The sequence below is a fragment of the Pontibacillus marinus BH030004 = DSM 16465 genome (genome assembly GCF_000425225.1).
Lineage (GTDB): Bacteria > Bacillota > Bacilli > Bacillales > BH030062 > Pontibacillus > Pontibacillus marinus.
Genome location: NZ_AULJ01000046.1, coordinates 1 through 24,021, shown reverse-complemented (window position 1 = coordinate 24,021; position 24,021 = coordinate 1). Strand labels below are relative to the sequence as shown.

At 38.4% G+C, this 24,021-nt stretch carries 23 protein-coding genes and 1 riboswitch; of the genes, 17 read left to right on the top strand and 6 right to left on the bottom strand.

All coding sequences use genetic code 11. The features are described from left to right. Window positions 1-4 precede the first annotated feature (4 nt). Together H514_RS0111165 and H514_RS0111160 are read right to left on the bottom strand one after the other, a co-directional pair. The gene (locus H514_RS0111165; RefSeq protein WP_027447053.1) at window positions 5-1,009 is read right to left on the bottom strand and encodes an ABC transporter substrate-binding protein; all 1,005 of its coding nucleotides are present in this window, start codon (window positions 1,007-1,009) and stop codon (window positions 5-7) included. A 137-nt stretch (window positions 1,010-1,146) separates the two neighbouring features. Next, window positions 1,147-1,257: riboswitch (TPP riboswitch) on the bottom strand. 130 nt (window positions 1,258-1,387) lie between these two features. Further along, complete coding sequence (locus H514_RS0111160; protein ID WP_027447052.1) at window positions 1,388-2,143, bottom strand: cyclase family protein; 756 nt, start codon at window positions 2,141-2,143, stop codon at window positions 1,388-1,390. A 98-nt stretch (window positions 2,144-2,241) separates the two neighbouring features. Here H514_RS0111160 and H514_RS0111155 point away from each other — a divergent pair, with 98 nt between their 5' ends. The 6 genes from H514_RS0111155 to H514_RS0111130 all read left to right on the top strand — a co-directional run bounded on the left by H514_RS0111155 (window position 2,242) and on the right by H514_RS0111130 (window position 6,706). Further along, window positions 2,242-3,111, top strand: a complete 870-nt coding sequence (locus H514_RS0111155; protein WP_027447051.1) for an SDR family oxidoreductase — start codon at window positions 2,242-2,244, stop codon at window positions 3,109-3,111. A 178-nt stretch (window positions 3,112-3,289) separates the two neighbouring features. Further along, a complete protein-coding gene (locus H514_RS0111150; protein ID WP_027447050.1) occupies window positions 3,290-3,832 on the top strand; it encodes an RNA polymerase sigma factor in 543 nt (180 codons plus the stop codon). Continuing rightward, on the top strand, window positions 3,801-5,150 hold the full coding sequence (locus tag H514_RS0111145; RefSeq protein ID WP_027447049.1) for a DUF4179 domain-containing protein: 1,350 nt from the start codon (window positions 3,801-3,803) through the stop codon (window positions 5,148-5,150). Before H514_RS0111150 ends, H514_RS0111145 begins: the two co-directional genes overlap by 32 nt. A gap of 79 nt (window positions 5,151-5,229) precedes the next feature. Beyond that, on the top strand, window positions 5,230-5,673 hold the full coding sequence (locus tag H514_RS0111140) for an HIT family protein (RefSeq protein ID WP_027447048.1): 444 nt from the start codon (window positions 5,230-5,232) through the stop codon (window positions 5,671-5,673). A gap of 137 nt (window positions 5,674-5,810) precedes the next feature. After that, window positions 5,811-6,284, top strand: coding sequence for a GNAT family N-acetyltransferase (locus tag H514_RS0111135; RefSeq protein ID WP_027447047.1), 474 nt, complete (start codon window positions 5,811-5,813; stop codon window positions 6,282-6,284). Window positions 6,285-6,370: 86 nt separating this feature from the next. Further along, window positions 6,371-6,706 (top strand): hypothetical protein, encoded by a 336-nt coding sequence (locus H514_RS0111130; protein ID WP_027447046.1) that lies wholly within the window; start codon window positions 6,371-6,373, stop codon window positions 6,704-6,706. A 48-nt stretch (window positions 6,707-6,754) separates the two neighbouring features. Here H514_RS0111130 and H514_RS0111125 read toward each other — a convergent pair whose 3' ends face one another. Next, window positions 6,755-7,132 carry an SET domain-containing protein gene (locus H514_RS0111125; protein ID WP_027447045.1) on the bottom strand — a complete coding sequence of 126 codons (378 nt, stop codon included), beginning with the start codon at window positions 7,130-7,132 and terminating at the stop codon, window positions 6,755-6,757. Window positions 7,133-7,309: 177 nt separating this feature from the next. On the opposite strand from H514_RS0111125, the gene H514_RS0111120 reads away from it, so the two are divergent. The 5 genes from H514_RS0111120 to H514_RS0111095 all read left to right on the top strand — a co-directional run bounded on the left by H514_RS0111120 (window position 7,310) and on the right by H514_RS0111095 (window position 11,594). Continuing rightward, window positions 7,310-7,864: a GNAT family N-acetyltransferase gene (locus tag H514_RS0111120; RefSeq protein WP_027447044.1), complete on the top strand. Its 555-nt coding sequence runs from the start codon at window positions 7,310-7,312 to the stop codon at window positions 7,862-7,864. 93 nt (window positions 7,865-7,957) lie between these two features. Continuing rightward, complete coding sequence (locus H514_RS0111115) at window positions 7,958-8,494, top strand: GNAT family N-acetyltransferase (RefSeq protein ID WP_027447043.1); 537 nt, start codon at window positions 7,958-7,960, stop codon at window positions 8,492-8,494. A 358-nt stretch (window positions 8,495-8,852) separates the two neighbouring features. Further along, a complete protein-coding gene (locus H514_RS0111105; RefSeq protein WP_027447041.1) occupies window positions 8,853-10,127 on the top strand; it encodes a phytoene desaturase family protein in 1,275 nt (424 codons plus the stop codon). 5 nt (window positions 10,128-10,132) lie between these two features. Next, window positions 10,133-10,996 carry an RNA polymerase sigma-70 factor gene (locus tag H514_RS0111100; RefSeq protein ID WP_027447040.1) on the top strand — a complete coding sequence of 288 codons (864 nt, stop codon included), beginning with the start codon at window positions 10,133-10,135 and terminating at the stop codon, window positions 10,994-10,996. 166 nt (window positions 10,997-11,162) lie between these two features. After that, window positions 11,163-11,594 (top strand): DinB family protein, encoded by a 432-nt coding sequence (locus tag H514_RS0111095; protein WP_027447039.1) that lies wholly within the window; start codon window positions 11,163-11,165, stop codon window positions 11,592-11,594. A 56-nt stretch (window positions 11,595-11,650) separates the two neighbouring features. Here H514_RS0111095 and H514_RS0111090 read toward each other — a convergent pair whose 3' ends face one another. From H514_RS0111090 to H514_RS0111080, 3 genes are all read right to left on the bottom strand, one after another. Next, complete coding sequence (locus H514_RS0111090) at window positions 11,651-13,066, bottom strand: LysM peptidoglycan-binding domain-containing protein (protein ID WP_027447038.1); 1,416 nt, start codon at window positions 13,064-13,066, stop codon at window positions 11,651-11,653. A gap of 153 nt (window positions 13,067-13,219) precedes the next feature. Further along, window positions 13,220-14,530: a type I glutamate--ammonia ligase gene (glnA, locus tag H514_RS0111085; protein ID WP_027447037.1), complete on the bottom strand. Its 1,311-nt coding sequence runs from the start codon at window positions 14,528-14,530 to the stop codon at window positions 13,220-13,222. Between the two features lie 286 nt (window positions 14,531-14,816). Then, a complete protein-coding gene (locus H514_RS0111080; protein WP_027447036.1) occupies window positions 14,817-15,764 on the bottom strand; it encodes a 1,4-dihydroxy-2-naphthoate polyprenyltransferase in 948 nt (315 codons plus the stop codon). Between the two features lie 480 nt (window positions 15,765-16,244). On the opposite strand from H514_RS0111080, the gene H514_RS0111075 reads away from it, so the two are divergent. Genes H514_RS0111075 through menC form a run of 6 tightly spaced genes read left to right on the top strand, consistent with a single transcriptional unit; the run spans window position 16,245 to window position 23,686 of the window. Beyond that, complete coding sequence (locus H514_RS0111075) at window positions 16,245-17,633, top strand: isochorismate synthase (RefSeq protein WP_027447035.1); 1,389 nt, start codon at window positions 16,245-16,247, stop codon at window positions 17,631-17,633. Beyond that, window positions 17,630-19,369: a 2-succinyl-5-enolpyruvyl-6-hydroxy-3-cyclohexene-1-carboxylic-acid synthase gene (menD, locus tag H514_RS0111070; protein ID WP_027447034.1), complete on the top strand. Its 1,740-nt coding sequence runs from the start codon at window positions 17,630-17,632 to the stop codon at window positions 19,367-19,369. The genes H514_RS0111075 and menD overlap by 4 nt, the downstream gene beginning before the upstream one ends. Window positions 19,370-19,387: 18 nt before the next feature. Further along, on the top strand, window positions 19,388-20,206 hold the full coding sequence (gene menH / locus H514_RS0111065; protein ID WP_027447033.1) for a 2-succinyl-6-hydroxy-2,4-cyclohexadiene-1-carboxylate synthase: 819 nt from the start codon (window positions 19,388-19,390) through the stop codon (window positions 20,204-20,206). A gap of 16 nt (window positions 20,207-20,222) precedes the next feature. Next, a complete protein-coding gene (gene menB / locus H514_RS0111060; protein ID WP_027447032.1) occupies window positions 20,223-21,041 on the top strand; it encodes a 1,4-dihydroxy-2-naphthoyl-CoA synthase in 819 nt (272 codons plus the stop codon). Between the two features lie 60 nt (window positions 21,042-21,101). Beyond that, complete coding sequence (locus tag H514_RS0111055; protein WP_324604044.1) at window positions 21,102-22,589, top strand: o-succinylbenzoate--CoA ligase; 1,488 nt, start codon at window positions 21,102-21,104, stop codon at window positions 22,587-22,589. Next, window positions 22,586-23,686, top strand: coding sequence for an o-succinylbenzoate synthase (gene menC, locus H514_RS0111050; RefSeq protein ID WP_027447030.1), 1,101 nt, complete (start codon window positions 22,586-22,588; stop codon window positions 23,684-23,686). Before H514_RS0111055 ends, menC begins: the two co-directional genes overlap by 4 nt. The last annotated feature ends 335 nt before the right edge of the window (window positions 23,687-24,021 follow it).

Genomic DNA, 24,021 nt, shown 5'->3' with positions numbered 1-24,021 from the left:
TTGATCACTCCTTATTTGGTAAGAATTCATTTGTAAAGGCATCTTCAGCATTCAATTCCTGATCAAGTAGGTCATTTTCGTGCATCCAGTCCGCATAGTTTTTCCAAACGCTTTTCTTTTGCACACCCCACTGATCGGCGTCATCCTGGTACTTAGGAGATAGCCATTTCTGACTTGCTTTCACTAGTTCAGGGTCCAAGTCAGGTACAGCTTCAATCAAGATATCTGCGGCTTTCTCAGGTTGATCAATAGCGTATTGATATCCTTGTGAAACAGCTTTTACAAATGCTTTAACCGTTTCAGGGTCTTCTTTTATCTTTTTCTCATTCGCAGTCAAGATTGGTGTATAGTAATCTAGTTTCTTGGAATAATCCGTTAAATAGATCATATTAAGATCTTTCCCACGAAGTTCCGCTTCAACACCTGTCCAACCGTAATAAACCCAAGCAAAATCAATATCTCCTCGCTCTGTAGCTGTAAAGAAATCGGTATTCCCCATGTTGATGATGTCTACTTTATTAATGTCGCCACCATCTTTTTTCATAAGAGTAGAGATCATTTCTTTTTCAACAGGATCTCCCCAGCCACCGTAAGTTTTGCCTTCAAAGTCTTTAGGGGATGTGATATTTCGATTTTTGGGTGAAGCAAAGCCAGATGTATTATGTTGAATAATAGCAGCGATCGATACAACAGGAATATCCTGAATACGAGCTTTTGTTAAAGATTCTTGATAACTAATACCGAAATCTGCCTTACCAGATGCAACAAGCTGATTTGATCCCGTTTCGCTAGGCATAATAATCTCGACATCTAGTCCTTGTTCTTCAAAATAACCTTGTTCTTGGGCTACATAGAGACCTGTATGATTCGTGTTTGGTGTCCAATCTAATACAAGTGTAATGTCCTTTAATTCTTTAGAAGCATCTCCATTTTGTGAATTCGTCTGTTCGTCACTCGAGCATGCTCCTAAAACAAATAGAGCTATAATGAATACAACCCATTTTTTCATATTGAATCCTCCTCAAATATTAAAATTCTGCGTTAATCCATATGTGAAATGAGGTCAAAAGGGTTGAGTATGATCCCGAGAAAAGGCCAATAAAAAATGCACCCAGGACCATACCTAGGGTGCATATCTCAATACATTTATGGATTGAATATGTTTCCTACGCTGGTCTCAACCAGTTCAGGTTCGAAGGGTCAGTATGTTCATGCATACAGTCTCAACCAGCAACACTGGTCCCCCTACATTTCACGAAATTATAGATTTGTAGACTAACGCCTTGTTCATTTATGACTTTGCCATAATCGTTTATAGATTGCAAGCGTTTCAGTTAAATATAAACATTAAAGAATGGTTGCTCACAAGCAACCATTCGAATTTATTTTAATCAATAATTGCAACAGGACGCGCCCATGCACCGCTGGCATTTTCAATTTTCACAGGAAAACAACTCACTTTAAATCCGTGACGTTTAGGAATTTGATCGAGGTTAGCTAATTTCTCGATTTGACAGTACTCCTGCTCAATTCCAACTAGATGTGCATCCCATATTCGAGTACTTTTAGGATCCTTTTTGTAGTTCATCACTTGTACATCGAGCGGTATATCCCATCCCCATGCATCTATGCCCATTACTGTTATTCCTTGATTGATTAACCAACGTGTCGCTTCAGCCGTTACACCTGCATTACAAAAAGCATAGCCGTCTTCATATAACTTCTTGTCAGCATCTGTTCGAATTAATACAATATCATTCCTTTTTAAGGAGTAATTCATTTCACTTAATTGTTTTTTAAAATCTTCAGATGTAATTTCATATCCTTTTGATTGATCACTAAAATCAAAAAGTACTCCATCTCCATAGAACCACTCAATGGGTAATTGATCGATCGTTCTAGCTGGCTTACCTTCAGAAGTTTCACTGTAGTGATAAGGTGCATCTATATGTGTTCCGGCATGGGTGCTTGCTGTTACTTCTTCTGTTGCCCAGGCTTTCCCGTTATGTAAATCTGTTTTTTGTATACCCAAATGCTTTATAGCTTCATGAGCTCCATCCTCGTGAGACTTGTACTGTATAGATGGTGGTGTTGGTTCTTTGACCTTAGGACTTAATGGTACACTTAAATCAATCATCTTCATATGACATAACTCCTTTTTAACTTATAAAGTATCAGTTTAGTGAAAAATACGATAGTAAGGGAGAATTATGATGAAGAATTTCAGAAAGGTTGGATTCCATGAAATCATTACAGAACAAAGTAGCACTCGTAGCAGGAGCAACTAGAGGAGCTGGACGTGCAATAGCTATAAAATTAGGGGAAGCAGGAGCCACCGTTTATGTAACAGGACGTACGACTAGAGAGAAGCTATCTCCTATGGAACGTAAAGAAACGATTGAAGACACTGCTGAAAAGGTTACAGAAGCAGGTGGTAAGGGGATTCCGGTTCAGGTTGATCATACAGAAGAACATCAGGTACAAACCCTTTTTGAACAAATCAAACAAGAGCAAGGTAAACTACATATTTTAATTAATGATATTTGGGGTGGGGACCCACTAACTGAATGGGGCAAAACAGTTGGCGAGCATGATTTGTCAAACGGACTTCAAATTCAAAAGCAAGCTGTGCATGCTCATTTGATTACATCGCATTATGGAGTACCTCTCATAAAGAAGCGTGAAGGTGGATTAGTTATTGAGATCACAGATGGTACAGATTATGAGTATCGTGGGAATTTATATTATAGCCTTGCTAAAATCTCAAACATCCATATCGCACAAGCGATGGCTGCAGACCTCAAAGATCATGGGGTTACGACAGTCGCATTAACACCAGGGTTCCTTCGTTCTGAAGCAATGCTTGATCACTTTGGTGTAACCGAAGAAAACTGGAAAGAAGCAACGAAGGTCGATGAGCACTTTATTGCATCTGAGACACCTTATTACATCGGGGAAGCGGTGAAACACCTAGCCATGGACGAGGATGTTCAGCGATTTAATGGTGAAGCATTAAGTACATGGGGATTGTCTGAGGTGTATAACTTCACAGATATCGATGGCTCTCAGCCTCATTGGGGGAAGTATTTTGAAGAGAATGTGGATTTGTAAATTGGATGTACTAAACAAAACGTAAAATTCATTTGGTAAGATCCCAGGAGTTGTAGACCTGGGATCTTTTATATTGCTTTTATTGAAAAATTTTATAAAATATATAAATACTTGAAACGAAAACCAATAGTCGGTTGTCTTTACTATAGTGAGTCAATGAAAAAGGGGGGAGAGCCCTGTGGATCAGGAAACATTTAAAAAGGTGAAAAAACGTGATGAAGAAGCGTTTTTATATATGATGGGCCTTTATAAAAATACTGTATATTATACTGCACTGACCTATTTTAAGGACGAAGAAAAAGCTCTTGAGGCTGTACAAGAAGTGACATTTAGAGCTTATAAAAACTGTCATAAGATTAAAAAGGTATATGCTGTTAAAGCGTGGTTAGTTCGAATAACCATTAATTATTGTTTAAATGAGATCAAGAAAAATAAACGTTTTAAACAAGATGAGGATTATATTGAAAATGTTCCAAAAACAGATGATGATCACACAACATCGTTTTTGCTATCAGATGCTATTCAATCTTTAAAGCCTAAGTATCAGACAGTCATAGTGTTGAAATATCAACAAGACATGAAAAATCAAGAGATAGCCGAGAGCCTATCTATACCTGAAGGAACAGTCAAAACATATATCAACAGGGCATTAAAAGAACTGAAAGCCTATATGAAGAAAGGAGGTTTTGATGAACATGAATCAGGACAACTTTTCCAATGAGTTAGAAGAGGGCTTGAAAACCTTTAAAAACGAAGATGTTCCTAAGAAGATTGACTATAAAATTCAAGCTGGATTGGAAAGAGGGAAAAAGCGCCGAAAGAGATGGGATGCATTTAAGAACGCTGGTTTATCTGCCGTAGCTGCTTGTATTCTTTTTATTCTCTCTGTTAACTTCATCCCTGGATTCAGCAACCTAGCTGGTAAGGTTCCTGGATTGGATGGAATAGTAGAACGTGTTAAATATGATGAAGGGTTAAAAGATGCTGTTGAGAATGAATACGTACAAGTGATTGATAAGAGTGTTACAAGAGACGGAATAACGTTCACCGTAGATCATGTAATAGTGGACAAAAGTAGGTTGATCTTGTTTTACACATTAACTACTGAACAATCCAATCGTGAAATAGCTGTAAGACGTACGAGTATTAAGAATGAAGAAGGAAAGGTACTCAATACCTCTTGGTCTTCATATGGCGGTAGGCTTTCCTTCGAAGACCAAGAGGTATCTGGAAGTTTAGATTTTTCATGGAGAGATGAAGTACATTTTACTGATAGGTTAACCCTATCTTTTCAAATAGAAGAGTTTTATAAAGAGCATCAGGACAAGGGAAAATTATTGGAAGAGCCATTCTCTATATCTTTCCCTATTGAACAGGCAAAGATCGAAGAAAGTAAAACATATGAGATTAACCAAACCCAATCTATTGCTGGGCAAGCTATTCTTTTTGAAAAATTAGTCTCATATCCTACTCGAGAAGTGTTGCATTTACAATTTGATGAAGATAATGAGATGAAGTTATTAAGCTTTAATGATCTGCACCTTGAGAATGAAAAAGGAGAAGTTGTATCAACGCAAAAAGGGACTCAGACTAGTGAAGGGAAAACAGAAGTCTTCTTATCAGGGAATTACTTCAAAAATAATGAAGAATTGTATCTTGTATTAACAAAAGCTAGTGCTTTGGATAAAAATAATCAAAAGGTAGTTGTTGACCTTAAGGAAGAGAAGCTAGCGAAAGCGCCAGATGATCAGATTACTCTTTTTGAAGTTAATCATAAGCAAGAAATCTTCCCAGAAGAAGACATGAGTCTCCATTTTAAAGTTGATTCTAATGATGAAGACGAAAGTATAAATACATTTTCTCTATCTAGTCAATTTAAAGATGCTACAGGAAAACAATACGACTTTAGGGTGAGAAATTCATCAAATAATGATTATTACTTTTTCTTAGATGATAAAGACTATAAGAATCCATTAACATTTGATATCATCTCATATCCAAATTATATATATGGGGACATTCGAATTAGAGTGAAGTAGCGTGAAAAAGCATGTGATAATCAATCACATGCTTTTTTATCTATGCTATAATATTTTCCAAATGAAATGAGGTGACCACATGGAACAACAATGCCTAGGCTGCTCATTAGCGCAGTCCAAATTACCCGTACATAAAATCTATGAAAATGATTATATTAGCTGTTTTTTAGACCATGATCCTTATAACGAAGGTCACGTATTAATCTTGCCGAAAGCTCATATCGTTGAGTTTGATACGATGGATGAAGATACAACAAAAGCGGTAATGGATGCGACAAAGTTAATATCAAGAGCAGTCAAACTAGCTTATCAACCAGATGGCATTACAGTCTGCCAAAATGGTGGAACCTTTAACGAGCTTACTCATTACCACATGCATGTAGTTCCTCGTTATGAAGGTGATGATTTTGCTGACTTTTATAATGACGTCCCGTTAGAAAATGATGAACTGAAGCAAAAACTACCAGAAACGGCTAAGGTGCTCTCAAAAGTTGTTGAAGATATAACTTACAACATCCGTTAAAAGGTGCCTTAAAAGGTACCTGACCCCCACTCTACTAAAGTATTAACGTGGTGGGGGTCAGGCACTTTAGATTACAAGGTTAGATTGAGAGAGGAGCATTTTGAATTGAATCATGAATCATTCATGGAGGCGTGTATATGGACATAAGACTAGAGAAAGCAACAGAGGCTGATGCTAGTAGGATTTTTGACATTCAGGCAGAAGCTTTTCAACCATTATTAGAGAAGTATAAAGATATTAAAACGAATCCAGCCAACGAGTCAATCGACCGTGTCCTTACAAGAATTAAGAATCCAAATGGCGACTTTTATAAAATCTGTATTAGTGGCAATGTTGTGGCTGGAGCAATATGTGTGACAAGAGAAGATGAAATTGCTCATTACTGGATTAGCCCTATGTTTATTTTACCAGAGTATCAAGGCCAGGGAATTGCGCAAAGATCTCTATCCCTTTTAGAAGATATGTTACCTGATGCGGAAATGTGGAAGTTAGCTACTATTTTAGAGGAAAAGAGAAATGTTCACCTATATGAAAAGATCGGATATGTAAGAACCGGCGAAGAAAAGAAGTTAAATGAATATGCTACCTTAGGTTATTTTCAAAAGTATTAAAAAGGGGTTAACCCATAGTAGCAGTAGGAAGGAGGCTGTAATTTCAAAGTTAATGAAAGAAACAGAAGAATGAAAAGGTGGAGAGAATGAATTCGTATATAAATTCTGAAGTTAAAACATTATTCATTGTATTAATTACCATATTAAGCTTGTTTGCTACGATTTTCGTTGTTTGGTCTTTAATGAAGTCAGATTACCATGGTGTTCTAACGGATCTTGAGGGGAGTATATTCACTTTAGAGCCATTAAATGTAGACCATGAGTCAGAGTTTAGTGTACAGGAAATTCATTTTAACGAAAATACGAAGGTCAAGGGAGAAGGGAATTCTATTGATGACCTAAAAGAAGGGCAAGAAGTAAAGCTTTGGGTAGATGAAGATCGTCATAATAAAGTAGCAAATGTGATTAAAATTATTGAATAAGTAAAAAGCCTAACTTCTCTTAATGAAAATAGAGAAATTAGGCTTTTCTTATTCTTCGTTAAACCAGAGTGGGGAGTCGTTTTCGATCTCACCATTATAGTTAATAAGAATTTCTTCACCGGCTTTAATATCCTTATGAGCATAAAATTCAAAAGTGTGGTTTGTAAAGTTTATTTCGTAATCTGCATTTGGCGTGTATGAATGGTTAAACATCATACCAAAGCCTAAAAGAAATGCTGAGTGGTTTTCTCCGTACTCAAACACATAGTCAGCCAGGTGTGTTTTTTCAATGTGCACATGCTCTTCATTTGGGTAAGGAAGTACAGGTGCTTCGTGAATAAGCTGCCCCTTTGCTATATCGCACTTAGCGAATACGCCTTTATCAAACTCATCGTCGTTAATTGTAGAAGTTTTTAATTCAATCATGTTCTCACCTACGCTTTTTGTCATTCTTGTCAGTCCAATTAACCTTCTTCCTAGTCTGACATGTTATAGGTGAGGAAGCAATTGTTTAATTTTTCTTACTATAGGAATTTGAATGATATGAAAAAATTTGAAATAATGGTAGGTAGCGAAGTATTAATGATGGAAGGTGTATGATAGTTGTCCAACCGATTAAAGGTTTTAGAGGGAAAAAACATCTACCTTAGACCAATGGAGGTTAAGGATGCAGAGATGTTATATCATTCTTTTAATGACCCTGAAAACATGAGGCTAACCGGAACGCATCGAGCATTTTCACATAACGAAATTGAGAGTATTCTACAAAGTCTTTCCCAAGATAAAGGACGCATCAGCTTTGCTATAGTAACTAAAAAAGATGATCAAGTAATTGGGGATATTGGTTTTAATGATATGCAACCACCATATAATAGAAGCGCAGAATTAGGGATTGCTATTTTTAGCTCCTATACGAACAGCGGTTACGGTACTGAAGCAATGAAACTCATGCTTGAGTATGGATTTGGTATTTTAAACTTACACCGAATTGAGTTAGAGGTATATTCATTTAATGAACGTGCCATTCATGTTTATGAGAAATTAGGTTTTCAAGTCGAGGGTAATAAACGAGATGTCGTTTATTACAATCACCAATACTATAATTCAACAATCATGAGTATGCTCGAGCATGAATATCGTAACTTATATACTGATTAAGGCACTTATCCTATAAGGGTAAGTGTTTTTTGTGACAATTTTACAAGTAATATCGTCTTATTATAAAAGAAGACATGTAGATGGGAGGAAGAAATGAAAATACTACAAAATAATAAATTACTAGTACGCCCCATACAGGAAGTAGATATCCCCTTATTAGTGAAATGGTTGTCTAATCCAAATTTATTAGAGTTTTATGAAGGAAGAGATAAACATTTTTCTTATGAAAAAGTTTATAAAAAATTTCTTGGTAGGTCAGATAATGTAATTAGATGTATCGTTGAGTTCGAGCAAAACGAGGTCGGTTATATTCAATTTTATAAATTAGACAATGAAACTAAAGTGAATTTTGGATACAAGAATAATGATCTAATCTTTGGTTTAGATCAATTCATTGGTGAAGTAGAATGTTGGAATCAAGGAATAGGACGTAGACTGATTCAATCCATGACAACGTATTTAATAGAACATCATAATGCGGATGTTATTGTAATGGATCCTCAAAAGCGGAATTTTAGAGCGGTTAAATGCTATGAAAAGTGTCATTTCAGTAAGGTTAAAGAATTACCTCAACATGAATTTCATGAAGGAGAATATCGTGACTGTTATCTTATGGAGTTTAAAGTGTGAGGTATATGGGGGTGAAGCATATGAATAAGATCACTCGATGGAGTGTGTCATTCCTGTTGATACTGGTAGCTGTTTTCCTCTTTAGAAAAGGAGTTCATTTATATTCTCTCGACTCTAATGTAGATGGGGGTGGAGTAGAGGTATTTTTGCTGGGTTTTGAAGTAAATGATCATGTTGTTGAAGAGAATATCCCTCACTATGCCAGGACCTTTATGATAACAAGTTTTATACTATTTACGACTTCAATCTTAAATTCGTGGAGAACCTTTAGAAAAAATTAAAAAAGTGACTTTATTTTGTCACACATGACCTCCTTCATTCGTCTTGAGTATGAAAGATTTATGAAGGAGGTATATTTGTGGAACAGAATTACTGGGATGTTGTTATTGTTGGAGGAGGTTTAGCAGGGTATGTAGCTGCAAATTATTTAGGCAAAACATCGTTAAATATATTGCTTTTAGAAAAGGGGAAGAAACTCGGCGGACGTGCTCGTACGGATGTATTAAAAGGGCAATATTTTAATATCGGTCCTCATGCGCTCTATAAAAAGGGTAGGGCAAAACCCATATTAGATGAGCTGGACATTCACATTTCAGGACAGTCTCCAAAACTTAATGGTGTATTAGTGGGAGAAGATCAAGAATATAAAGCCCCGTTTACTCCCGGAGGTCTTTTCTCAACTAGGTTTTTAAATTGGAGAGAACGTATGGAGTGGATTGGTGTACTGGCTCGTATAAATAAAATCGATATCAATGAGTTAGCTACCATAACCTATCAACTATGGGTGCAACAAAACGTAAGATCCTCAAATGTTCAACAACTCCTTTACATTTTGGCCCGAATCGCTACGTATTGTCATGCTCCTGAAAAGGTTAGTGCTAAAATCATTCTTTCTCACATACAAAGAGTAAATGGTGGTGTGATTTATTTGGATGGAGGGTGGCAATTCATGATTGATCAATTGCACAATCAAGCAATAATGGCAGGGGTTGAAGTGCAGAAGAAGTCTCATGTAAAGCAAATCGTTACTCGGGAAGAAGACCTCACAGAATTACAATTATCCAATGGTGAGACAATAAATGCGGAACGTGTTATTTTTACAGGCTCTCCTCAGGACATGAAAGGAATTATCACTGATGGCGAAGAATCTATTCAATTAGCAGAGAGAATCGAACCGGTTAAAGCTGCTACATTGGATGTTGCATTATCTACACTTCCTAACCCGAAAAAGAAGTTTGCAGTGGGACTAAATGATCCACTCTATTTTTCGGTACACTCGGGCTATGCAAGACTTTCAGAGGATAACAAAGGAATTGTTCTTCATGTTTTGAAATATTTACACCCAGATGAAGACTTAGATCACCGAAAGATAAAGGAAGAACTAGAACAATTTCTAGAACGAATGCAACCAGGGTGGAAAGAATACAAGATTACAAGTCGTCTGCTTCCTGCTATGACCGTTAATCAAAGACTACCTAAAGTAGAAGATAAGGGTGAATTTACCAAGTCCATGTTATTTTCTCGACCTATATATGTAGCTGGGGATTGGGCAAGTCCAGATTCAATGCTATCTGAAGCAGCTATTACGAGTGGGAAACGAGCCGCACAAGAAATTTTGCATGAATTGAGGTGATAGAAATGCAAATAAGTAATGATGAGTTTCGCTCGTATCAGCCATTATTATTTTCATTAGGCTATCGTATGCTCGGTTCCATTGCGGAAACAGAAGATGTCGTACAGGATACATTTCTACAGGCTTATCAAGTCGATGAACGAAAAGTAGAGAATAAGAAAGCTTACCTCTGTAAAATGATGACGAATCGGTGTTTGGATGTGTTGAAATCCTCACGGGTTAAACGAGAACAATATATAGGGCCGTGGAATCCGGAACCTTTATTATTAACTGAATCAGGCGACGAAAATCCAGCTGATAGACTATTGCAAAAAGAGGGTCTTTCCATTGCCTATTTACGCATGATGGAACATTTAACTCCTGAAGAGAGAGCGGTTTTATTATTAAGAGATGTATTTGAATTCTCACATGGTGAGGCTGCTGAGATCGTTGGAAAGAAAAGTGATGCTTGCAGGAAGATTTATAGTAGAGCAAAGAAAAAGATATTAGATGTTGAGGAAGAAAATTTACCTTACGAGAAAAATAGATCCATAGTTAATCATTTTATTAGAGCTTTTCAAAATAATGATCGAGAAGCATTACTTAAATTGGTATCAGAAAACGTCACGTTATACTCTGATGGCGGAGGGAAAGTACGTGTTGCTATTAAACCAGTGGTTACATCTGCACGAGTTATTCCTTTTTTATTTAGTATTGGTAAAAATGTTCCTGATGATTTTTACTATGAAATTCGAAATGTGAACGGGCAGCCTGCATTAGTTAACTTCATGAATGGTGGTATGCAAAGTATTGTTAGCTTTTTTGTTGTTGAAGATGAAATCCAAGAAGTTTATATCACAATGAATCCTGAAAAACTTCCGGTAGAATAAAGATGGTACCGTATCATAATACGGTACCTAAATGACTAACGAAGAACTTCTTCTTTTTGAGATATAATTCTGGGCTGTGGTATTCCTTTCTCCATTAGAGCTTTAGGATTGTCGAACGTACCATAGTAGAATAGTTAACAAAATACATAATGGGAGAGTAGAGAGAATGTCAAAAAGCATTTTTAGCAAAGGATTACATGGGGAGTCTGTACATGTAGATCCCACAAAGGTTTTTGATGACTTAAGTTGGGAGAAGGCAAGTAAAAAAGTGGAGAACATGCCATACACCATCGGACAGATCCTCCATCACATGAGTTTTTGGCAAGATTTTATTCTTGAATTAGTAGAGGGAAACAACCCACCTCCACCTAAGGATAATGAAGAGGAATGGGCAATTGAGAGTTTTCCTGCAGAGAAAATGGAATGGGAGACAAAGGTTGCTCATTTTAAAGCTGGGGTTTTAAAAGCAGAAGAGTTAGCGGATAAAAAATTAACTGACAAAAATGAGTTATTTTTAGAGCTAGTTATGCATAACAGTTATCATGCTGCACAAGTTGTAGTCATACGACGCATACTAGGGGAATGGGATTCAATTTAAAACGAATGAAAAGGGCGTTATGAACTGAATGTTCGAACGCCCCTTTTTGGTTATTGTTATTCAATTTTTTTGGTATTAAATCGATCTTGAAGCAACACCCAGTTTTGAGGGAATGGAAATCCTAGCTCCCAGTAACTGAGTCCTCTTAAGTTATTGTCCGTAACGAGATCGAATTTAGCTTGAGTACTTCTCGCATCCTCAAACCAGACCTCATGTTGTCGTCCTTGTTCATCGTAGTACCTGAAGAAAGGCGATTGCGTTAATTCATCGTATTGGATATCAGCATTATATTTAGCGGCTCTTCGAATAGCTTCTTGCATATCAAAGGTTTCGGCTTCTTGCCCTTCTTGGTGTGGAAGGAGCCAGTCACGTGCATATAATTGGAATCCTAATAGTATTTTTTCAGGAGGCATCACAGATAAAGCATATTGAACAACGTCTTCCATTTGGTTAACAGGTGAAATGGCTTGGGGTGGTCCTAATCGGTAACCCCACTCGTAAGTCATTAAAACTACAAAATCAGCGATTCTTCCATGAGCTTCGTAGTCATGTGCCTCGTATAATAACCCTTTCTTTTCAGCACTTTCTTTAGGGGCTACAGAAGTAGAAACAAAATACCCTAATGGTTTTAGACGATCCACAGAACGTTGAAGGAATTGATTATAATTCTCTTTATCTTCTGGATACACATTTTCAAAGTCTATGTTAATACCTTCATAACCCTTGTTTTGCATAATATTAACGATGTTATCAAGTAAAGTGTTTTGTAGTTCCGTGCTAGAGAGTATAGTCTGAGCTAAATCAGAACCTGGATCCGTTGGAGTGAAGTTCGTAATACTCATCATAGGTACAACATTATTATTTTTAGCTGCTTGAATAATAGGGGTGTCATCAATTGAATCAAAACTTCCATCTGGTTTCATTGTGTAAACAAAGGGTGTGATATACGTTAAAGTCGGGGCTCTTTCTCTTGTGAGCTGAGCACCTTCTTCTCCCATTTTTGTGACAAAAGCATTTACCTCAATGGTTGGCTTGGGGTAAGGGATGACTAAACTCATACCTGGTGATATCGCGCTTGGATCTTGAATTTGATTTTCTTCAACGATTGCATTTACGGAAATACCGTATTGTTCGGCAATTTGTGAGAGATTTTCTCCAGGTTGAACGACGTGTGTTCTAGCTGGTATCACGATATTCATTCCTGGACTGATCGATGATGGATCACTTAATTGCTGGTTTGCTTGAATAATGGACTGCGGTGACACACCATAGTTTTGAGCAATTTGCCAAAGTGATTCACCACTTTTTACAGTGTGTTGTTTAGCTGGTATAGGAATCACTAAAGATTGACCGACGACTAATTGATTAGGGTTAGGTAATTCATTAATAGCGGAAATATCAGAGTAGCTAACACCGTAACGGTTCGCAATTTGCCACAAAGAATCTCCTTTTTGGACAACATGAATAATCAAAGTACGTCCTCCTCTAAGATGACATTCATAATACAAATGTATTCGAATAAATGGGATACATGTATAGGAATGTGAATATTCTATGAGGATTGTGAGGGAAATTAGTAAATAAAAAAGCAGATGTGAGGATTCACATCTGCTTTATCTTTACTATTAGTTGTGCATATATTTATCCATTTCCCACTTACTTACTTGTAGGGAATACTCAGACCATTCTGCTTCTTTTTCTTTAATGAAGACACAAGAAGTGTGTTCGCCTAGTGCATTCATAAGAAGTTCATCTTTCTGAAGTGCAGTAATCGCTTCTTTTAAGTTAGTAGGTAATGTTGGTACGCTATCGTCTTCAACCTCATATAGGTTACGAGTCTCTGCCTCACCAGCATCCATACCTTTACGGATTCCTTCAAGACCAGCTTGAATTAAAACAGCTAAAGTTAAATACGGATTGGCGGACGGATCTGGGTTACGAACTTCGAATCGTGTACCAAGTCCACGTGTATTCGGTACGCGAATCATACAAGAACGGTTAGAGTGAGACCATGCAACACTTACAGGTGCTTCGTAACCAGGTACTAGACGCTTGTAAGAGTTAACACTTGGGTTTGTAATAGCTGCAATGGCATTTGCGTGTTTCAAAATACCAGCCATAAACTGTTTCATTGTTTCAGAAACGCCATCTTCAGCTGTCTCGTCATAGAAAGCACTCTCGCCATTTTGGAATAAGGATAAGTGAGCGTGCATTCCTGAACCGTTCTCACCGCTGATTGGTTTTGGCATAAACGTTGCGTGATAATCGTGGTTTGTAGCCACGTCTTTTACAACGCTTTTGAATGTCTGGATATTGTCTGCTGTTTTCAGCATATCATCAAAACGGAAGTTGATTTCGTGTTGTCCTTGAGCTACTTCGTGGTGAGAAGCTTCCATTTGGAAACCGAACTTCTTAAGTGTACGAACGATGTCACGACGGACGGAATCCCCTTTGTCTTTAGGAGAAGCGTCAAAGTAACCACCACGGTCGTTCATTTTACGGATTGGGTAACCTTCTTCATTCAATTTGAATAAGAAGAATTCTGGTTCAGGTCCAACGTTAATGGTATACCCCATGTTTTCTGCTTCTTGCATTGCGCGTTTAAGAATGTAGCGAGGGTCACCTTCGAATGGTGTGCCATCAGGTTTATAAATATCACAAATAAATCGTGCAGTTGGCTCCTCGGAAACGATTGAAGGTAGTACTTTGAACGTATCTAAATCAGGGTATAGATACATATCACTTTCTTGAATATCAGAGAAACCAACGATGGACGAGCTGTCAAACATTGCTTCATTTTCTAAGATATTATTCAGTTCTTCAACCGGAAGTTCAACGTTTTTGGTGTAACCAAGCATATCTGTGAATTCTAGTAGAATAAATTCTACCCCATGTTCTTCTACTTCTTTTTTGATGAGTTCTTTAGTATTAGCCATAAGATCTCCTCGCTTTGTTTTTTGTTGTTACACATTTATGTATATGAGTAACACGTTTTATTATGTCAGGAAACATTACATGTAGTGTAACCTAAAGCTGACATATGGTCAATAATTACCCGTAAAAAAATTTTAATAAACTTAAAATTTAATACTAGAGCAGTAATGTCAGCTTTTTTATGTTGCCCGCGATAGTTATTAATAATGGTTGTAAAATATTTCATAACCTGATTTTGTATATAAAAAACCTCCAAGCTTATATCATTGCTTGGAGGTTTTTTAGTGATTAAATGGATAATGGTATGAGTAACTGAATTAAAATAGAGATGCCTAATAAAAAGCCAAAGATCGTATTTGTTTGAGCGGTGTATTTCATAGCTGGCATCATCTCAAGCGGTGTATCACCTGATTTAAACACTTGAATAGCTCCGATTGTTTTAGGTAGAGCTAACAGAACAATAGCTGACCAAATCGGTAAGATACCGAGGGCAATATAAATCCCAACTGAGCTATAAGCAGCAATGAAAAGAACTTTTAGGAATTGTATAGCTCCACGCTTTCCTAATAAAATGGCGATTGTATTTCGACCATTCTGTTTGTCCCCTTCTAAATCTCGAATGTTATTGGCAAGCAGAATGGCTCCAATAAGGATAGCTACAGGTAGTGATACAAATAATACTGAAATGGATAAAGATAATGTTTGGATATAATAGCTAATGCCAATGATAACTGTTCCCATGAAGAAACCTGCAACCACTTCTCCAAATGGTGTATAAGCAATAGGATAAGGACCGCCTGTGTAAAGGTATCCAAAAGCCATGGAGATAGCACCTATCGCAGCAATCCACCAAGTGGTAGCTATACAAATATAAACACCAAGCAATATGGCTATACCAAAGAATCCGAGTGCAAGACCGAGCACAGTTTTGGGGGAGATTCCATCCCTTACTATAGTGCCCCCTATGCCTATGGATTGCTCTGTATCTAATCCTCGTACATAATCATAGTATTCATTAAACATATTTGTTGCTGCCTGAATTAAAATAGAGGCAAAAAGCATTGCAGAAAATAATGGAAAGTTAATAGATTCTTCGAGGCTTGCTAACATCGTTCCAATGAATACAGGTACAAAAGCCGCAGTTAATGTGTGAGGTCTAAGTAATCTCCACCAAACTTGCCAGCCTTTTCGTTCATTTAATGCTGATTGTATGTCTTTTTTATTCATGTTTGTCATGGTCTTCTCTCCCTTTGTATGAAGCTTGTTTGGGTGAACTTTAAGTTTGGAGCAACCCCATCCAACTCCAGCGCCCAGCAACGAAGGGACTTGGGCCCACACGACGTGGGTCAGATCGACGTTGTCACAGGACGTGACGAACTTAGTCGATCATTCTTTCTCCGTACGATAAGTCAACATCGATTCACTTTGTTCATCGTGTTTCCTTTATCGTACTACGGGCTCAGTCCAGTCCCTTCGTTGCTAAACGGGCACTTGCGCTTTAGCTCATACATAATCCATTCTTTAGTTTAGGCAAAGTGCCCTATGGTGTCAATCGCGGAGAAGGAAGTGAATGGGAATAATATGCATAGGTTGAGGAATCGGGAAAAAGAGAATAAAATAAAAGATGGGAATTTATGAAATTAGATCTTATAGAACGAGCTTAGTCTATATAGACCATTGTCTCGAAGAAGTCCTTGAGGGATTGGAGGGCAATTTATGATTAAAACAACAACACATTATAATGAAAGACTCTATAAAGCTTTATCGCAAATTCACCATATTGAAACGCCTCAGCTTATTAGTGTAACGGAACAAATGGCAACCGCTAATCCATTTCGTTTTTATCAAGCTGGAAAGGCTTATCAAGGGGAACGTGTTTACTGGACAAGTACAGACCAGGTTTTTACGTTAGTTGGAATTGGTTCTGCCTATACATTGGAAGCTGAGGAGGACCGATTTAACACGATACAACAAGCGTGGAAAGCTTTGATGGAGGAAGCTGTTATTGATAATCCTTATGAATCATCAGGAACAGGCCCTGTTGCATTGGGTGGTTTTTCATTTGATCCTCACGACCATTCAAGAACAGCGTGGGAAGATTTTCCTGATAGCAAGGTGAGCATTCCGATGTTTCTGCTAACCAAAACGGAGAGTGCAAATTATATTACAGTTAATATCATGGTTCATCCTGAAGATGATATTGAGGATATTTATCAGTTTGTAACACAGGCTTATCAGGAGTTTTTGGAAGGTGGAACTTCAATAGATGAAATGCCATCTATAATAGGTAAGGAAGAGATTCAACCTTTAGAATGGAAAGATATTGTGAAACAAGCAGCTCATGATATCCAATCAGGATACATGAGTAAAGTTGTGTTGGCTAGAGAACTAGAAGTGAATTTTGATCGAGATGTAAATATTGTTTCAGTGCTTGATGCGTTGCAACGAGAGCAACAACAGAGTTATGTTTTTGCGGTTGAGAGTGGTGATTCTTGCTTCATAGGAGCTACACCTGAACGACTAGTTAAGGTGGATAATAGAGAACTACATTCAGCTTGCCTGGCTGGTACGATTGCTAGAGGGGATACGGTTGAAGAGGACCAAGCTCTTGGTGAGGAGTTACTTCATGATAACAAAAATCTTCAGGAACATGATTTTGTTGTACAAATGATTCGAGAGGCAGTGGAATCATGTTGTGATCAAGTGCAAATTCCAAGTGAACCGGTAATTTATCCGTTGAGAAACCTTCAACACTTATACACACCAGTTAAAGCAAAACTTCGAGTTGGATACACAATTTTAGAGGTGGTAGAAAAGCTTCATCCTACTCCCGCGCTTAATGGATATCCGCGTCAAGAGGCCCTTTCTTATATACGAGAACATGAACCTTTTGATAGAGGTTGGTACGCTTCACCCGTAGGTTGGTTTGACTATAAGGACAACGGTGAATTTGCTGTTGCGATCCGTTCAGGTTTGGTCAAAAAGAACAAAACTGTGCTCTATTCAGGTTGTGGGATTGTAGAAGATTCTATGCCTGAAGCGGAATATGAGGAAACAGCTATTAAATTCCTCCCTATGTTAAACGCTCTAGGAGGAAGAACATGAATCATACAGAATCGTTAACAAGGTACGTGGGACATTTTATTGATGAACTAGTAGCAAGTGGTGTGGAGGATATCGTTATTTCACCAGGCTCTCGCTCAACCCCTCTTGCTATGACGGCAGCTGAGCATACTGGTATGAACCATTGGATCCAGCTTGATGAACGTTCAGCTGCCTTTTTTGCTCTTGGTATGGCGAAGCAACAAAAGAAACCCGTAGCTTTAGTTTGTACCTCTGGGACAGCAGCGGCGAACTATTATCCTGCAATTGTGGAAGCTTATTATAGTCGAGTTCCGCTAGTTATTTTAACTGCAGATCGACCACACGAACTTCGGAATGTTGGTGCTCCGCAAGCCATTGACCAGATTCATATGTATAGTCATTTCGTGAAATGGTTTCAAGAGGTCGCACTGCCTGAAAGCTCCGAGCGTATGCTCCGTTATATTCGGAGTATAGCCGCTCGTGCTTGTCATACTGCCTCAGATGGTAATCAGGGTCCAGTTCACTTGAATTTTCCTTTTCGTGAACCTCTTGTTCCAGACTTCACGCTCGAGAATGTCTGGGGTGCCCGGACGAATGGCTTTCATACTCACATTACAGGAGAGCGTCATATAGACTCTCAAAATTTGGCGGAATTGAAACAGAAAATTCAATCGCGCAAAAAAGGTCTAATCGTATGTGGACCTCAGTGGGACGAGGAACTTCCAGAACAAGTTACACAATTAGCAAAGGTATTGCAGTTACCTGTTCTAGCAGATCCTTTATCACAGATTAGAGCAGGGGAGCATGAAAAAGATCATGTTATCGAATCATACGATGCTATTCTAAAAAGTCCTAAGTTAAGAGAAAAGATGAAGCCTGACTTTATCATTCGTTTTGGTGCTATGCCTGTATCCAAACCTTATATGCTTATGTTAAAAGAGTATCAGGATATATCACACTTCGTTGTAGAGGATTTTGAAGGGCATCGTGAGCCTACGACAAGCCCTACTGAATTTATTTATGCGGATGGAAAAGCATTTTGTAAAGCTTTGGCACAGGAGAGCTCTGATTTGTTTTTTGATAAAGAATGGTTAAATTTTTGGCAAGAATCGAATCGCATCGCCAAGGCTACTTTGCTAGAAGATAGAGGTAAAGAGCCTTTAACGGAAGGGCATGTATTTAGTGAATTAATGGAGTTGTTACCAGAGCAAGGTACGATTTATGTAGGGAATAGTATGCCTGTGCGTGATTTGGATACATTTATGTTAACAAGTCCTAAGTCCATACGCGTATTAGCTAATCGAGGTGTAAATGGAATTGACGGATTAGCTTCCAGTGCACTTGGAGCTGCTGCACATGGAGAAGAGATAACCTTGATATTAGGTGATTTATCGTTCTTCCATGATTTAAATGGATTACTTGTAGCAAAACAATATGGTATACGTCTACGGATCATTGTAATTAATAATCAGGGTGGGGGGATCTTCTCTTTTCTTCCTCAAGCACAGCATCCTGATCATTTTGAGGCCTTATTTGGAACTCCTCTCGATATTGATTTTGAAAAAGTCGTTTCCATGTATGGAGGGGCATTTTCACGTGTGGAATCATGGTCTCATTTGCGTAATGAATTATTAGAAACACGTGAAGGCTTGTCCGTAATAGAAGTCATAACCAGAAGAGATGAAAATGCAAATTGGCATCGATCCAAATGGAGAGCCGTTGAAGAAGCCATAGGTCAAGAAATTGAAGACTTATAAAATGAGGAGGACTTCACATTGTATAGACGTATAAATCAAATTAAGTATAGGGTTGATATACAAGGTGAAGGGCCTCCTGTATTACTTTTACATGGTTTCACAGGAAGTTTACATACATGGGATCAACTTGTTGAAACTCACAAAAATTCTTTTCAATTTATTCGGGTAGATTTGCCGGGACATGGAGAGACCATTGGGGATGCGAATTTTACAATGGAATCTGTATGTGGCGATTTGAATGATTTACTTGATGAGCTCTCGCTACCAGCTATCCATGTTCTGGGGTATTCAATGGGAGGACGAACTGCTTTATCATTTGCGATGCTCCATCCAGCTCGTGTGCATTCTCTTATTTTAGAGAGTGCCAGTCCTGGTCTTGATTCAACGCATGAACAATTAGCTAGACAGATGAAGGATGAAGGGTTAGCAGAAGAAATTGAAGCTAATGGAATAGAGCAGTTCGTCGGTAAGTGGGAAAACTTACCAATGTTTGAAACTCAAAAAAGTTTATCAACAGATATAAAGGAATCCATTCGTCAAGAACGATTAAGCCAGTCAGCTTCAGGACTAGCCGCATCGCTTAGAGGAATGGGGACGGGGATTCAACCGTCATGGTGGGACAAGTTATCTGTGTTTCCGAGAAAAGTGTTATTGTTGACAGGCGAGAAGGACGACAAATTCTACAATATTTCCAAGGAAATGAACAAACACTTCCAAGATTCTAGGCATAAAATAATTTCTCAAGCAGGACATGCAATTCATGTGGAACAACCACGAATTTTTGGTACAATAGTTAGGGAATTTCTTTTAGAAGTAGAAGAATATGAAAACGCTTAATAGAGGAGGAGATCATATGACAGTTGAATGGATTAATGAGCGTCATTATGATGATATTCTATATCAGACTTATAATGGTATTGCAAAAATTACAATCAACCGTCCAGAGGTGCGCAACGCATTCCGTCCACACACAGTACAAGAGTTGCTTGATGCATTTGCATATGCACGCGACGATTCTAGCATTGGCGTAATCGTGTTAGCGGGTGCTGGTGACGATGCATTCTGTGCTGGTGGTGACCAGAAAGTACGCGGCCATGGCGGTTATGTTGGAGAAGATGAGATTCCACGTTTAAATGTACTTGATTTACAACGCTTAATCCGTGTTATTCCTAAACCAGTAGTGGCAATGGTATCGGGTTATGCGATTGGGGGAGGACATGTACTTCATGTCGTGTGTGACTTAACGATTGCAGCAGATAATGCGATCTTCGGTCAAACAGGCCCGAAAGTAGGTAGCTTTGATGCTGGATATGGTGCTGGCCTACTCGCTCGTATGGTTGGACATAAGAAAGCTCGTGAAATTTGGTACTTATGCCGTCAATATACTGCTAAGGAAGCAGAAGACATGGGACTAGTAAATACAGTTGTTCCTGTGGACAAGCTTGAAGAAGAAACAGTTCAATGGTGTGAAGAGATGCTTGAAAAGTCTCCTACAGCCCTACGTTTCTTAAAAGCATCTTTCAATGCAGATACAGATGGATTAGCAGGTCTTCAGCAAATGGGCGGAGACGCTACGTTACTTTATTACACAACAGAAGAGGCAAAAGAAGGTCGCGATGCGTTTAAAGAAAAACGTAAGCCAGACTTCAAACAATTCCCTCGTTTCCCATAAGAAGATTAAGCCCTTGCTCAAGCAAGGGTTTTTCTTATCTCAACTAGAAAGGAACGATTCATGATGAGCACCGAAATGATTCCACATTGGTTAGACAAACGAGCATTTTTAAGTCCACATGAAACAGCAATCGTTTTTGATGGAAATACGTATTCATTTCAAGATATACAACAAAAAGCCAGAACCTTATCTTCTCAATTACATGCTTTTGGAGTCCAAGATGGAGATCATGTCGCAATTTATTTTAAAAATAGTGTGGAGATGGTTTATTTAGTCCATGCGTTAACCTATTTGGGAGCCGTAGGTGTTTTGTTGAATACTCGGTTAACAGATAAAGAGGTTTCATTCCAAGTCTCTGATGCTGAATGTTCACATGTTGTTCATGATGGTGATATCCCGAACATTCAAGATATTCCTTCAACTACAAAACTCATTTCATTTAATGAGCTATCTAAATTAGAGCCAGAACCTTGCTCATTTTATACAGAGCTTCCTCAAGATAAACCCTACACGATTTTATATACCTCTGGTACTACTGGTTCGCCAAAAGGGGTGGTTTTAACCTATGGAAACCACTGGTGGAGTGCTGTTAGTTCAGCTTTGAATTTAGGACTGACCGAGAACGATAAGTGGTTAGCAGCTCTTCCTTTATTTCATGTTGGTGGACTTTCGATCTTAATGAAGAGTGTCATATATGGTATGCCAGTTTATCTTCTCTCCTCTTTTGATAAGGAGCGTGTTCATAATGCGATTATGAATGAAGGTGTAACGATGGTCTCCGTTGTATCGGTCATATTGAATCGTTTGCTAGATCGTTTAGGTGAGGAGCGTTACCCGGAAGCCTTTCGTTGTATGCTCTTAGGTGGTGGACCAGCTCCTAAACCGCTATTGGAAAAGGCGAAAGCAAAAGAGATACCTGTATTTCAAACGTATGGAATGACAGAAACATCCTCGCAAATTGTGACCCTCAGTCCTGGAGATGCCCTGAAGAAACTCGGTTCTGCTGGAAAGGCGCTTTTCCCGGCTCAACTCTCCATTCAACATGAAGATCGGGAAGCTGGTGCCAATGAAGTGGGGGAAATTACAGTGAAAGGTCCTATGGTAACAGAAGGGTACTTTAAACGACCTGAAACAAATGAGGAAACGATTAAAGATGGCTGGCTTGCAACTGGTGATCTAGGTTATGTAGATGAAGAAGGGTTTCTTTATGTAGTAGACCGTCGTAAGGACCTTATTATTTCTGGTGGTGAAAACATATATCCTGCTGAAATTGAAAGTATGTTAAGTGGGATAGATGGAGTGATTGAAGCTGGTGTGATTGGTAAAGAAAGTAGCGAGTGGGGAGAGGTCCCCGTTGCTTTTATAGTTGGGGACCGCAAGGCAGATTTGAACCAGGACTTGGTTGTGAAGTATTGCAGAGAGAAGTTGGCGAAATATAAAGTCCCTAAAGAAATCCATTTTGTAGATCATCTACCTCGAAATGCTTCAAATAAAATTTTGAGAAGAGAATTGGTGCATTGGTTAAAGCAGAGGAGACACATGGAATGAGAGTAAAGGAAATCAAATTATATAAAATTGCTATGAAATTAAAATCTCCATTTCGTACGCACGCTGGGACGGTTCATAATCGTGAAAGTATTCTTATAGAAATGATTGATGAAAATGGTGTCAGTGGTTGGGGGGAAGGCGTTGCTTTCTCATTGCCTTTTTATACTGCTGAAACAGTGGAAACTTCTTGGCACATGTTGCGAGATGTCTTTTTACCAGAAATCAAAAATGAGGAGATATCTCACCCGAGCGATATTTATGTTACTTTGAAATCTTATCAAGGAAACGATATGGCTAAAGCAGGGCTTGAAGGAGCAGCGTGGGATCTGTATGCAAAACAAAAAGGAGTTCCTTTGTCTCAATTAATAGGTGGAGTTCGAAGTTCATTACAGACAGGGGTTGTGTTAAGTTTAGATGACAAACTTGAAGAACTTATACCTTATTATTTAGAAGAAGGATATGAACGTTTTAAAATTAAAGTACGTAAAGGAAAAGAACGAGAAGATGTGGAATCAGTCCGTGAACTAGCGCCGAAAGCATCTGTTATGTTTGACGGTAATGGTGCATATACAGAAGAGGATATTCCTCATTTAGTTTCTCTAGATGACTTAGGGCTGCTAATGATAGAGCAACCCTTTAAAGCAGGGGATTTTTATCTTCACCAACAGCTACAACAAAAAATGAACACCCCTATATGTCTTGATGAAAGTATCACGAATGACCATGATGCTTATCAAGCTATTCAACTAGGAGCTTGTAAAACGATTAATATTAAAGTTGGTCGAGTAGGTGGATTAACAGAAGCGATTAAAATCCATGACTTATGCATGGAGCATGATATACCTGTTTGGTGTGGTGGAATGCTTGAGACAGGTATTTCCCGTGCACATAACATTGCTCTAGCTTCTCTACCGGGCTTTTCAATTCCGGGTGATATATCAGCTTCATCGAGGTATTGGTATCAAGATGTTATTGTACCTGAGGTTATGGTTGAAGATGGTAGAGTTCAGGTGTCACAACAAGATGGAATAGGTTACGAAATTGATCGACCCTACTTGGGGTCAGTTACTCAAGAAACATATGATATTCAGTTATAAGGCTTTCCTTAGGAACTTATTCAAGATTATGGCAGTTATGTTGAAGACTTGAAACTGAGAGGAGTCCGTTGCTTTTGTGTAATTTGTTCCGGTCAGTGAAACGGCAAGCCTGTTGTGGAAGAAAAGCCGAGCCTCCTCGTGCCTGCGGGGTCTCGTCTTCCCTTTGTTACCACGACAGTTTGCCGTTTCCTTCCCTCCACGCGATTATGGAGATTAACGGACCATAATTTGGACTTTCCCATCTCAAATTGATTGGAATTTATATTCACAGAAGTTGCTCAAAACCTTGTCATGATAGGATTATACTACCTGGAATTAGAACACCTCATCCCAGA